The sequence below is a fragment of the Flavisolibacter ginsengiterrae DSM 18136 genome (genome assembly GCF_059568575.1).
Genome location: NZ_JCANTR010000007.1, coordinates 99,340 through 111,414, shown reverse-complemented (window position 1 = coordinate 111,414; position 12,075 = coordinate 99,340). Strand labels below are relative to the sequence as shown.

Below are 12,075 nucleotides of genomic sequence, written 5' to 3'. Positions count from 1 at the left end.
GGGAAAGGGGATGTTAAAAAAGGATTAATAGGCAGCATATGAATTTTAGTAATTGAATTATTTTACTTCATGAACTTGTTTGGTAAAGATTTGAATTAACAGCTTGTTGTTTGTTTTGGTAATCTATAAACAGTCAAAAAAACAGGAAATACCAGTTTTCTTATCTTTCCGCCATGAAATTGGATGTCTTGGCGGTTGGATCTCACCCTGATGATGTGGAATTGGGATGCTCCGGAACTTTGATCAATGAAATAAAGAGAGGAAAGAAAGTAGGTATAATTGACCTGACCCAGGGAGAACTGGGAACAAGGGGAACCATAGAAACAAGGTACCAGGAAGCCGCAGATGCAGCCCGCATCATGGGCGTTTCGGCCAGGGAAAACCTGAAAATGCGTGATGGTTTCTTTGTGAATGATGAAGCACACCAGTTGGAACTGGTAAAAATGATACGTAAATACCAGCCAGAAATCGTCATTGGGAATATCCTTGAGGACAGGCACCCTGATCATGGAAAGGGTGGTTGGCTGACGTATGATGCCTGTTTCTTGTCGGGTTTGCGCCAGGTGAAAACAGAATATGAAGGGAAGGAGCAGGAAAAATGGCGTCCTAAAATGCTGCTGCATTATATACAGGATCGTTTTTATGAACCAGATATCATTATTGATGTTAGTGATGTTTGGGAACAACGCATGGAATCGATTAAAGCTTACAAAACCCAGTTTCACGATCCTGAAAGTACGGAACCCCAAAGCTATTTGTCCAAACCTGAGTTTATGGAAGCTATTGTTTCCAGGGCAAGGCTCCTGGGTAAAAGAATAGGAGTAAAATATGGGGAAGGATTTATATCCAAGAAAAGTATTGGCTTGTCTGGATTAGATGCGCTGGTCTTATATGAAACCTAAAGACTTTTGGAATATATGTTTTGAGTGTGATGGTAGCCGGGAAGATGATGATTTATCTTTAAAAATGCACTATAAATTCGGATGTAGTATTAAGATTTCTTTCTGTCATAGTGTATTTGCCATGAAGGTTTCCAGGTAAGGCCTCCATCAGAGGATGATTCCCAGCTCCAGTCGAATGAATCGGGACGAATATTGTAATAGACCATGCGCATCTGCTGTATGCCTTTTGGTTTTTGTTTTTCACCTGTTTTTAAGATCATTTTTCCTTCTTCCATTCCACCTGTCAAAGCGATGTAACCTCCTTTATCATCTACCCAGGTTTGGTTCCATTGTTTGGCAGAAGGATTGTAAACACTCCAGCTTTCTCCATGGAAATTGCTGTTGGGATCAAAAAAATTTTCGTGCACTGTGCAGTTACCAAACTTCTTTTCAATGGTATTGGTACCATGAATAGTGTCAGCCCAGGTGGCTATCCAGCTACCAATCCAAAAATCAAATTGAGAGGCTTCGGGTGCGGAACAGGGAATGGTTGAAGGATTTTGTGCCAGGACATTTGCTGCCAGCAAAGTTGAAACCATTAGTAAAAGGAATTTCATAACAGCAGTTTGTTATTCAATCTACCCAATACGATTAAGAAATAAACCGTTTATTACATGAATGGTATTAAGCCAGTTTCTTTTGCATTTTATGGTGAGCAATACCAACTTCAAAAAATTCGTTTCCAGCTATTTCATAACCACATTTTTCATAAAAACCAATTACAGGGTTTCTTGCATTCATGGTAAGAATTCTAAATCCTTTCTCCCTGGCAATGTTTTCTGCAAAGTTTATGATTTGTGCACCTATGCGTTTGCCCTGGTAGTCGGGCCTTACTGCCATTTGTCTTAATTGCACCTGTCCCTTACCGGGGGAAGTCAGGATGCAACAACCTATCAGTTCTTCTCCATCCAGGGCTGCTATCAAAATGTCATCTTTTTCTTTTTCAGGCACTATATAGTTTGCAGGAACTCCAATTGGTTCCAGTAGCGCCGTTATTCGTAATGCAACCATTTGTTGGTATTCCGCTGTGTCCTGGCTAATTATTCTGATAGTCATTTGGTTCTCGTCAAATTGCAAATGTATAGTTTTGCACAAGCTGTAACGCTCCTTGAACACGATTGCTTACCAAATTAAAACTTACTACTTATGTCATCCTTAACCGCATTTGCAGGCTCTGTGCCTGCCAATTACGATAGATACCTTGGCCCATTGTTGTTTGAACCTTATGCTTTAGACCTGGTTGAACGACTTAAAAATGATCAGTTGAAACAAGTGTTGGAAATAGCTTGTGGAACTGGAAGAGTTACCCGCCACTTAACGAAATTAGTAGAAGCGGACGGAAGGCTGGTCGCTTCTGATCTGAACCCTGATATGATAGCCCAGGCAAAAACGCAGGTATCAGATGAACGGGTGCAGTGGCAGGTGGCAGATGCACAGCAATTACCATTTGATGCGAATAGCTTTGATCATGTGATCTGCCAGTTTGGGGTCATGTTTTTCCCTGATAAATCAGATGCATTCCGGGAGACTTATAGAGTTATGCAACCTGGGGGCAAATATATTTTCAGTGTCTGGGATGACATGATTCATAATCCAAGGGTTTTCATATTGAACCAGGTTATGGATGAGCTGTTTAAAGAAGAAGCCCCGGATTTTTTAAAAAAGGGTCCCTACTCTTATTTTGATAAAGATGAGATCAAAAAAAGCCTTCAGCATGCAGGTTTTCATAATATTTCTATTGATATAGTTCCAAAGCTCACCCATTTAAATAATGTTGATGAAGTGATCATTGGATTTGTAGATGGATCTCCACTAAGTTCTTTCCTTTCCGACAAGCCACATGCCCTTCGGGACCAGGTGCGTTTAAGACTCCGGGAAAAATTAAATCAACAAATAGAACAGTATGGTTCAGCAATGCCTTTGCAAGCCCTGGTGATTGAAGCGGATAAGATAAAATGATATTGTGGTTCACTATTCCCCAATTTATGTACAGGCATTATTTTGGTAACTGTTATGGCATCAAAACCCATTTTTATGCGAATAGCAGATAAAGAGCATTTGGACTCCACAAATATAAAGGAGACAAGAAGTGAAAAATATACTGAGGCCAATGACAGTGCTACCGAAATGACGGATATGGAATCTTGCCTGAAACGACTGGAAACAAAAGGTTATACAGATCAGTTCAGGGTGGAGAAGGGGAAACTGTTGTCAATAAAGGACAGTAAAAAGAAATATAAGGCCAAGGATGTGATGGCAGCCAATTTTTTTAGGTTTGAAGGCATATCTAACCCTGATGATATGTCCGTATTATATGCCATAGAAACGGCAGATGGAAATAAAGGGACATTAGTGGATGCCTATGGTTTATATGCAGATGATGATACAGGGGAGTTTATGAAGGAAGTGGAGATCCATAAAAAAGTGACGCAGGGTAAACTTGATTAGTTTTCAGTGAGCAACAGGATAGCCATGTGTTCAGGGAATGCATGGCTATCTTTCTTTATAAGCCTCTTTCGTTTAAATATATCCGTTATTGAATTATTGTAATTCCTGAACTTTATGGTTACTTATTCGTTTCACCATAAAACCAATAAAATCAACGGTATGAAATTTTCTTTTGCCCTTTCACTGGGACTTACCATTTGTTTGTTATCATGTAATAACAATGCTAATACTGAGGAAAAGAATGCTGAGAATAAAAAGGATAGCATGCAGAAACAAATTTCAGATAGTGCCAACATCAAAGAGGAGGCTGTGGAATATACTTCCAACGGAACAAAATTAAAGGGTTATATAGCCTATGATGAATCAAAGCAGGGGAAAAGGCCAATAGTGCTTGTGGTGCCGGAATGGTGGGGGTTAACTGATTATCCAAGAATGCGTGCTAAACAGTTGGCGCAGCTGGGATACCTGGCGATGACCGCCGATATGTATGGAGATGGAAAGACAGCGGACAATCCTGAAGAAGCCCAGAAGGCAACCGCACCATTTTATAAAGATCCAAAATTGGGAAAAGAAAGGCTGGAGGCAGCCTTATCCAAAGCAAAGACCTATCCACAGGCTGACACTTCTCAAACAGCAGCTATTGGTTATTGTTTTGGAGGTTCTGTTGTTTTGAATGCTGCTAAACTGGGCTCTGATTTTGATGGGGTAGTAAGTTTTCACGGAGGTTTGGAAGGGGCTCCTGCAAGAAAAGATCTATTGAAAGCAAAGATCCTCGTATGTCATGGTGCCGCTGATAGCTTTGTTCCTCAATCACAGGTAGAGGCCTTCCGTAAAAGCATGGATTCAATAGGCGCCGATTACACTTTTAAAGCATATCCGGATGCCACACATGCTTTTACCAACCCTGAAGCCACCAAAAATGGAGAGCGGTTTAAAATGCCGATTAAATATAACGCTGCTGCGGATAGTGCTTCCTGGAATGATATGAAAGCATTTTTCGCCACAATATTTCATTGATAAATAATATCGGAAAGCTTATGTAGTGATTACAGACCATTACATAAGCTTTTCTTTTTTACCAGGTTGCTTAATAGCGTTTGCTTAAAGTATAATTGATATTATAGGTTCTTCCATTCACATTTACCTGGTCATAACCACGTAGGGTACTTCCATCGAATTGCGTAATGGTAAGATTGATATCGCCAGAAGGTATAGAAATATCAAGGCGATTATTAGAAAGTTGCCAGTTCATATTTTCAATTGGTGCATCACATCCCTGTCTTGACTGGCCATAACCACTTTGCTGGAAATTTAAAGAAATATCTCTTTGGCAGTAGCTATAGGTGCTGAAAATATCCGTTTCGGTATATCCATCATTATTCCAGTCATAAGGATAATCAGAATTGATCCCTGTGACGATCCAGGTTCCCTGGATCTGGTTGGTGTTAGTAACTGTATCCTGCTTGGTACAGTTGGTGAAAACAAATAAGGTGCTTAACAACGAAAATGTTAGTAAAATTGTATTCTTCCGCATATTCTTCCATTTAAGGCTTGGTTAAAGGATTATGACTTGCAATTAAACGGGAGGATTAATGTGACCTATTTCAACTCCTCTTTTTAACATTACTTCTTCATTTTAACACAATACCCTGCAGGTTAATTCTATTAGCTCATAGCTATATTAATTATCTCGCGCTACAGAGATGGGGTGCATTCAATAAAAAAACCCTGGTCATAGACCAGGGTCTTGATTTTATATGCAGAGGTGTATTATTTACTGGTAGTTTGTACTACATCCCAGGAACTGGTGGTTGTCTTTAAAATGATCTTTTTAGAAGCATCTTCTACCACAACAAAATATTTCACATCATCATTGTCCGTTAATTTATAAACATCTACAATAGCGTAATTGCTATAGTCTTTGTGCAGGTTGGCTTGTTGCTTTTTAGTTAACTGGTTAACGGTTAATGGTTCTGCAACTACAGTTAATTCACCTGCAGGATTAAAATAGGCATATTGTTTTTTGTCCTCCGAAGTAAATTCGGCAACATAAAATCCATTGGTCACAGACCAGGATATATTTTCTGCATCAGCAAACCTGGCTTTAAAGGATTGGATAACTGTGCTCGAAACTTTTACGTCACTGGCAAAACTATAGGTAGATCCCAGTGCAAATACTAGTGTAAGGGTGATAATGATCCGTTTCATAAAATTGAGTTTAGGTTGTTTAAAATTTGTTTGTTTAAATGTGAGACGTATTGTTCTCATATCTGGTTACAAAGTTTGTGTGGAAATAATCCGAAGTAAATAGAAGGATGGACGAAGTGTAGTTTTTTGCGGATGAAGCATGTTAATTCATTTAACAGTAAATTAGTGCTGCCGGTCATCTGTGAATATGACCATTTATAAGCCTCATCTGGGGTTGTTAAAATCTTGAGTAACTTTAAAATAAGAGCGAAATTGCAGGAACATAGATTAAGAATGCGGTTATTGGCGTATGAAGCTTTTGTTCAGTATATTTTTTTTAATTGTTGTTGCTTCTGTAAGTGCTCAATCGCTTACAGGATTTAGTGGTATTGACTGGAGGGTGGCAGCGATCGATGCACCAACACCAGATTCTTTGTCAAGGCTATTGACAATGCCCTATTCTAAAGAGATTGAAAAGGTCCGCGCTATTTTTAGTTGGGTAGCCCAACATATTTCTTATAATACATTGGTTCTTGGCAGCCAGCGCAGGAATAATTCAACCAAATATACACCAGAACCTGAAGACACGGCAATGGAATGGAAGACTGCCACAGAGATGACAGCCATTAAGGTGCTTAAAAAACGTACAGCTGTCTGTGATGGATATGCGAAATTGTTTAAAACCTTATGTGATTATGCCGGCCTGCGCTCTGAGATCATATCTGGTTATGCCCGGGCATATGGGCAAACTGATCGTAGGTTCAGGTCCAATCATTCATGGAATGCGGTGATGATTGACAGTGTGTGGCGATTGCTGGACGTAACCTGGGCAAGTGGTTATTTCACTTACTCTGATCAATATGTACAACGGATAGACGATACCTATTTCCTAACACCCCCTGAACAGTTTATTCGTGATCATTATCCAGAAGATTTAAATTGGACCCTGATAGACAACCCTCCATCAATTCCCGAGTTCCGGAAAATGCCGTTTCACTGCAAATCTTTTGTAAAGTACAGTATAGGAAGTTTTTACCCGTCAAATGGAATTCTGGAAGCATTTATGGGCGATACAATACATATAGAAATAACTGTTGGCAATAAAGCGAGGGATAAACATATTTCTCCTGATCCATTTTTTGATTCTTCCATTATCGGGCGGGTAGTTAATGCTGTCTACCTGACCGCATCTGATAGTACTGCCCATTCTTTGAAATATTCTTTCCATGTTGATTCTCCATTCGTGCAATGGATCAATGTGATGTATAACAATGATGTGATCATGCGCTACAGGTTACAATTGAAAAGCGCACTGGCTGTAAGAGCAAAAGGACAGCAAGATAATTAAATGATGCCCTGGATTTGTTGAAGCATCCTCTCATAATGTGATCCCTTCCAATACACTTTACCACAATCCTGGCATTGATAAAATTCATGGAAGAATAGTTTTGTCCGGGTAGGTAATACTTGCTCTACTTTTTCTTTTTCGATTGAATGGAGCAGGCCATTGCATAACAGACAACGAGAGAAAGCCTGCATATTTTTCTTTAATTGATACCTGTGAAACACTTCTTTGAGTTGTTCATAAGGATCCTGAGATCGAAGCCAGTATCCCCACAATACAACTTTGTGTTTTAATAAGCCTTTATCCCTTGTAAGAACAACTCTTTGTTCTTTTATAATAAAGTTGATAATGTCTTTATCCGAATAATGATTTTCATAAAGTACATCGAATCCCATGAGTCTTATGAGACGCGCCAGTTTGCCTAAATGAACATCAAGAATGAATTTATCCGGGGAATCCTGTATTTCATTAAAAGGGTATACTTCAATGTAATTTCCGTCATATAATTTTTCGGTTATAGATAAAGTATGTCCCCTGGTGGAAATTTCTTTTACCTCGGTGTGAGGTATACCAATTGATTCAATGGCGTCTTTAATAGATGGCCTACCCGTAAAAGAGTAATGAATGAGGCCTTTCTTTTCAAGTGTAGCAATAAAATCTATGAGATTTCCATGGAAATAAAAGCTGGCATTATTCATACTGCAACAAACTATGATATATGTAAGATCCTGCAAATAGTAATCCAGCAAATCCCAAAATTTTTTACCTGGGTTGGGTGTTGTTTTCGCGGTAACACCTATACGTCCTATAGGCTTATCTTTGTCGCCGTTACAATAAATTAGTATGAGTGAAGAAAAGCATTTGAATTTTATTGAAGAAATCATTGAAGAAGACCTGGAAAGCGGCAGGTATAAATCTATTGTTACCAGGTTTCCCCCTGAACCAAATGGCTACCTGCATATGGGGCATGCTACCAGCATTTGCCTGAATTTTGGCCTGACAAAGAAGTTCCCGGGGTACACCAACCTAAGATTTGATGATACCAACCCGGTGACGGAAGAAACAGAATATGTGGATAGTATCAAGGAAGACATCCGTTGGTTGGGTTTTGAATGGCAAAATGAACATTATGCTTCTGATTATTTTGATGAATTGTATGCATATGCGATAAAGCTTATTAATAAAGGACTTGCATATGTAGATGATTCCAGCTCTGAAGAAATAGCTTCCCTGAAAGGTACCCCCACTGAACCCGGGAAAAACAGCAGGTTCCGGGACCGCAGTATCGAAGAGAATTTGGATCTTTTTCAACGGATGAAAGCTGGTGAATTTCCTGATGGCAGCAAGACATTGAGAGCAAAGATCGATATGGCGCATCCTAACATGCTGATGAGGGACCCGGTATTATACCGGATTAAGCATGCCCATCACCACAGAACAGGTGATAAATGGTGCATTTACCCAATGTATGATTTTGCCCATGGTCAAAGCGACAGCATTGAAAAAGTAACCCATTCTATTTGTACACTGGAGTTTGTACCACACAGGGAGTTATATAACTGGCTGATTGAAAAACTGGAGATATATCCCTCGCATCAATATGAATTTGCCAGGCGCAATCTGACCTATACGGTAATGAGTAAAAGGAAATTGCTTCAACTGGTGAATGAAAAACATGTGGATGGCTGGGATGATCCAAGAATGCCTACCATCAGCGGGATGCGCAGGAGAGGATATACCCCCGAGGCTATTCGTGATTTTTGCGACCGTGTAGGCATAGCCAAGAGGGAAAATGTGAGTGATGTTGGCCTGCTTGAATTCTGTGTACGTGAACATTTGAATAAAATAGCATTACGACGAATGGTGGTATTTGATCCATTGAAAGTGATCATCACCAATTTTACCGGTGAAACACAATGGCTGGAAGGAGAAGATAACCCGGAAGATGAAAATAGTGGGTCAAGAAAAATTCCTTTTGGGAAAGAATTGTATATAGAAAGAGAGGATTTTATGGAAAATCCTCCCAAGAAATACTTCCGATTGTTTCCTGGGGGGATGGTGAGGTTAAAATACGCCTACATTATCCGTTGTGATGAAGTGGTAAGGGATGATACCGGAAAGGTGACAGAAGTGCATTGCAGCTATATTCCTGAAAGCCGGAGTGGGCATGATACCTCCGGTATTAATGTAAAGGGTACGCTCCATTGGGTGGAAGTAAAGAATGCTGTTACTGCAGAAGTTAGATTGTATGACCGTTTATTCAAGGTGGAGGATCCTTCCAGTGAAGAAGGCGACTTTAAAGAATATATCAATGATGATTCACTGCACACAGTGACTACAGCTTTTGCCGAACCTGCATTAAAAAATGCCCGGATCAATGATCGTTACCAGTTTCTTCGTAAAGGTTATTTTACCCTAGATAACAAGGATACGTATAGCAGGTTGGTGTTCAATAGAACAGTGAACCTGAAAGATTCATGGAAGCCTGGCCAGCCAGGAACTTCAAAAAGCTAGTCATCTAATTATCTCGAAAAATAAAAAGCACCCGGATCTCCGGGTGCTTTTTATTTTAATATTGATCACTTCTACAACTTAATCTTTTGGATTCAATGCTTCAGTAATACGATCCTGGACATCCATCAAATGTGCCCTGGTATTAGCATCTTTATAAGATGGTAAAGCTGCCTTGATTTCTGCTGAAAGCGTTCTTAACTGGGCTTTTGCTATAGAAATAGCATCAGAGGTTTTGCTGCTGGTAGCAGGTGATGAAAAACCAATAGGTGTCAGAATAAGTGATCCTCCGGACTGGTCCGGGTTAATAATCTTATTCAAACTCTCCACAAAGGATTTTTGAAGGCTCCTGCGGTAAATATCAACGGGGTGATGAACAGCTAGTTCACTCCAAATGCCCTTCCTAAGGTCCGTAAGCATATCTGTTGCTGTGTATGCATTTTTATTCTCTTCTTCAAAACGGAAAAGCTTATTGAATGTGTTATTATTTATCAGGCGACCTAATATGTTGTTTTGAACATTGCTGATGGTTGTGAGCCTGTTGCTTCCTGTATAATCAGAAATCGTATTGTCAACAATCCATTTAGGTGTTTGGAATAACTGTGACTGTAAAAACTGCATAGCTTCTTTTTGTTTACTGCGCGACACAAATTCCACGACAGTTCCCTGTTCTTCCACCATTTTAGGGGTGGTTTCTATACCGCCAATATTTTTGGCCACATGACCCATGTACCTGTTGAATTGGGTTACTACCTGGCCATATAATTCATTTAATCCTGAATAATCTTTATTAGGTTCTTTGGTCCATTCGGGTAATTGCACCACAATTCGCTTCAGGTTCTTTATTCCATAATTACTTGCGGTAATCGCATTATCACCAAGGTCTTCATTCTGGGCGCGTGGATCATCAGGATCTGTTTCTGTACCAAACCAATAGCGCTTGTCTTTTAGCTTTTCTATTGTTTTCTTGTTCATGATCGCCACTTCCTGGTCTGGTGAAACAGCAGGTGGTGTCCACCTGTAACCCCATTCAATAGCCCATTTATCATAGTCACCTATACGGGGAAATAGCCCAACTTCAGAAATATGATCTTCGGGTTGTGCCACATAGTTAAAACGGGCATAGTCCATAATAGAGGGTGTATGTCCGTTAGCTTCAACCCAGGCTTTGTTACGGAGGTTCTCAACGGGAACAGTTGAGGAGGATCCATAGTTATGACGTAAACCAAGCGTATGTCCAACTTCATGTGATGAGACAAACCGTATCAACTGACCCATTAATGAGTCAGGAAATCTCAGTGAACGTGCACGTGGATCAACGGCTGCAGTTTGCACAAAATACCAGTCACGTACCAGGTTCATAACATTGTGGTACCAGTTGATATGAGATTCCAGAATCTCACCACTTCTTGGATCATGAACGTGGGGTCCACTGGCATTGGCTACATCAGAGGGTTTGTAAACAATAGCTGAATATCCTGCACCTTCAAGGCTCCAGGAAGAATCATCAGTGGGGGGTAGTTTGGCAACGATCGCATTTTTCCATCCAGCCTTTTCAAACGCTGCATTCCAGTCATTCACACCGGCGATCAGGTAGGGTACCCATTTCCTGGGGGTAGCAGGATCAATATAATAAATGATCTGTTTTTGAGGTTCAACCAATTCCCCTCTTAAATATTTAGCTACATCTTCAGGTTTAGGTTCCAGTCTCCAACGTGTTACCATTTTAATCTCTTCCACTCCCTGGGGATTGGCATCAAAATCTGTGTAACCTGTGGCAAAAAAACCTACCCTTGGGTCAAAATAGCGGGGTTTCATAGCTATGGCAGGCAACAACACCATGGAGCTATTCAGTTCAAAAGTGGTAGGAGTGCCGGATGAAGGACCAAAGGATGCAGCCGGGGCGCTTCCAAAGGCCGGTGTTTGTGTGCGGATATAGGTCTTAACAGTCTTAATTTCTATATTCTTTGGAAAAGACCTTACATCATTGATATAAGAATTTTCTTTTTGATAGGCATTTAGGCCAAGTGCTCTTTTGGTGCGGGCATCAAAGAAAAGAACGTCATTATCGCCCATAATATAATCTGTCATTTCAATAACAGATCCTTTGGACTTCGTAACAGAATCCTGGGAAAAAGCCTTGATATCGAAAGAGGCTGCAATAGGCTGCAGGTTGGAGTTACGAACGGATTGAAACATACCGGCAGAATCTCTTCCCACTTCCTGGTACGAAATATTGCGAAGGAATATTTTGTTATTAGGACCTTTTTCAAAGGAAATCACATTGTCAGAGATCTGGTCGCCGGCATAACCAAGAAACCCTGCACGGGCACCAGCCGGTGCTTTGGATATACGGTTTACCACAAGGATCTCGCGGTTGAGTAAGGAGTCAGGAATATCAAAATAGTATTTGTCTTCCACTCTGTGCGTGGTAAACAATCCCTTGTCAGTTTTGGCTTTTGAAGTAATGACCTCGGCATAAGGTTTTGGACCTGTATTATTGGTGTTGTTCCTGCCTGAACCAGGAAAGTTACCCGGGGTTACAGTTCCTGACCCGGGACGCGAAGGGGTTTCCTGCGCAAACATTAGGGTAGATGAAAACAGTAAGCTGGTTGCAAATGCAACAGCAACGCGACGATTCAT

The 12,075-nt window shown here is 40.4% G+C and carries 12 protein-coding genes; 6 read left to right on the top strand and 6 right to left on the bottom strand.

Annotated elements, in window-relative coordinates:
• Positions 1-173: 173 nt before the first annotated feature.
• Positions 174-902 (top strand): bacillithiol biosynthesis deacetylase BshB1, encoded by a 729-nt coding sequence (gene bshB1 / locus BP74_RS09335; protein WP_496373374.1) that lies wholly within the window; start codon positions 174-176, stop codon positions 900-902.
• Positions 903-991: 89 nt separating this feature from the next.
• Here the strand turns inward: bshB1 and BP74_RS09330 are convergent, their stop codons facing one another.
• Together BP74_RS09330 and BP74_RS09325 are read right to left on the bottom strand one after the other, a co-directional pair.
• Positions 992-1,498: a hypothetical protein gene (locus BP74_RS09330; RefSeq protein WP_496373372.1), complete on the bottom strand. Its 507-nt coding sequence runs from the start codon at positions 1,496-1,498 to the stop codon at positions 992-994.
• Between the two features lie 67 nt (positions 1,499-1,565).
• Positions 1,566-1,997 (bottom strand): GNAT family N-acetyltransferase, encoded by a 432-nt coding sequence (locus tag BP74_RS09325; RefSeq protein ID WP_496373370.1) that lies wholly within the window; start codon positions 1,995-1,997, stop codon positions 1,566-1,568.
• 90 nt (positions 1,998-2,087) lie between these two features.
• Between BP74_RS09325 and BP74_RS09320 the strand changes: the two genes are divergently transcribed.
• The 3 genes from BP74_RS09320 to BP74_RS09310 all read left to right on the top strand — a co-directional run bounded on the left by BP74_RS09320 (position 2,088) and on the right by BP74_RS09310 (position 4,406).
• Positions 2,088-2,900 carry a class I SAM-dependent methyltransferase gene (locus tag BP74_RS09320; RefSeq protein ID WP_496373368.1) on the top strand — a complete coding sequence of 271 codons (813 nt, stop codon included), beginning with the start codon at positions 2,088-2,090 and terminating at the stop codon, positions 2,898-2,900.
• Positions 2,901-2,975: 75 nt separating this feature from the next.
• Positions 2,976-3,389 carry a hypothetical protein gene (locus tag BP74_RS09315; protein ID WP_496373366.1) on the top strand — a complete coding sequence of 138 codons (414 nt, stop codon included), beginning with the start codon at positions 2,976-2,978 and terminating at the stop codon, positions 3,387-3,389.
• Positions 3,390-3,548: 159 nt separating this feature from the next.
• Positions 3,549-4,406: a dienelactone hydrolase family protein gene (locus tag BP74_RS09310; RefSeq protein WP_496373364.1), complete on the top strand. Its 858-nt coding sequence runs from the start codon at positions 3,549-3,551 to the stop codon at positions 4,404-4,406.
• 70 nt (positions 4,407-4,476) lie between these two features.
• On the opposite strand, the gene BP74_RS09305 is transcribed toward BP74_RS09310, so the two are convergent.
• Both BP74_RS09305 and BP74_RS09300 read right to left on the bottom strand, forming a co-directional pair.
• Complete coding sequence (locus BP74_RS09305) at positions 4,477-4,923, bottom strand: DUF5004 domain-containing protein (RefSeq protein ID WP_496373362.1); 447 nt, start codon at positions 4,921-4,923, stop codon at positions 4,477-4,479.
• A gap of 236 nt (positions 4,924-5,159) precedes the next feature.
• Positions 5,160-5,597, bottom strand: a complete 438-nt coding sequence (locus BP74_RS09300; protein ID WP_496373360.1) for a hypothetical protein — start codon at positions 5,595-5,597, stop codon at positions 5,160-5,162.
• A 289-nt stretch (positions 5,598-5,886) separates the two neighbouring features.
• Between BP74_RS09300 and BP74_RS09295 the strand changes: the two genes are divergently transcribed.
• Complete coding sequence (locus BP74_RS09295) at positions 5,887-6,924, top strand: transglutaminase domain-containing protein (protein WP_496373358.1); 1,038 nt, start codon at positions 5,887-5,889, stop codon at positions 6,922-6,924.
• Here the strand turns inward: BP74_RS09295 and BP74_RS09290 are convergent.
• Entirely contained in the window at positions 6,921-7,670 is a 750-nt protein-coding gene (locus BP74_RS09290) for a Mut7-C RNAse domain-containing protein (protein ID WP_496373356.1), read from the bottom strand. The genes BP74_RS09295 and BP74_RS09290 overlap by 4 nt on opposite strands.
• A gap of 94 nt (positions 7,671-7,764) precedes the next feature.
• Between BP74_RS09290 and BP74_RS09285 the strand changes: the two genes are divergently transcribed.
• A complete protein-coding gene (locus tag BP74_RS09285) occupies positions 7,765-9,435 on the top strand; it encodes a glutamine--tRNA ligase/YqeY domain fusion protein (protein ID WP_496373354.1) in 1,671 nt (556 codons plus the stop codon).
• Between the two features lie 78 nt (positions 9,436-9,513).
• On the opposite strand, the gene BP74_RS09280 is transcribed toward BP74_RS09285, so the two are convergent.
• Entirely contained in the window at positions 9,514-12,075 is a 2,562-nt protein-coding gene (locus tag BP74_RS09280) for a zinc-dependent metalloprotease (RefSeq protein WP_496373352.1), read from the bottom strand.

Excerpts from the sequence above, each read along its gene's own strand:
- bshB1 (WP_496373374.1), top strand. The coding sequence starts at position 174 with ATGAAATTGGATGTCTTGGCGGTTGGATCTCACCCTGATGATGTGGAA.
- BP74_RS09330 (WP_496373372.1), bottom strand. The coding sequence starts at position 1,498 with ATGAAATTCCTTTTACTAATGGTTTCAACTTTGCTGGCAGCAAATGTC.
- BP74_RS09325 (WP_496373370.1), bottom strand. The coding sequence starts at position 1,997 with ATGACTATCAGAATAATTAGCCAGGACACAGCGGAATACCAACAAATG.
- BP74_RS09320 (WP_496373368.1), top strand. The coding sequence starts at position 2,088 with ATGTCATCCTTAACCGCATTTGCAGGCTCTGTGCCTGCCAATTACGAT.
- BP74_RS09315 (WP_496373366.1), top strand. The coding sequence starts at position 2,976 with ATGCGAATAGCAGATAAAGAGCATTTGGACTCCACAAATATAAAGGAG.
- BP74_RS09310 (WP_496373364.1), top strand. The coding sequence starts at position 3,549 with ATGAAATTTTCTTTTGCCCTTTCACTGGGACTTACCATTTGTTTGTTA.
- BP74_RS09305 (WP_496373362.1), bottom strand. The coding sequence starts at position 4,923 with ATGCGGAAGAATACAATTTTACTAACATTTTCGTTGTTAAGCACCTTA.
- BP74_RS09300 (WP_496373360.1), bottom strand. The coding sequence starts at position 5,597 with ATGAAACGGATCATTATCACCCTTACACTAGTATTTGCACTGGGATCT.
- BP74_RS09295 (WP_496373358.1), top strand. The coding sequence starts at position 5,887 with ATGAAGCTTTTGTTCAGTATATTTTTTTTAATTGTTGTTGCTTCTGTA.
- BP74_RS09285 (WP_496373354.1), top strand. The coding sequence starts at position 7,765 with ATGAGTGAAGAAAAGCATTTGAATTTTATTGAAGAAATCATTGAAGAA.
- BP74_RS09280 (WP_496373352.1), bottom strand. The coding sequence starts at position 12,075 with ATGAATCGTCGCGTTGCTGTTGCATTTGCAACCAGCTTACTGTTTTCA.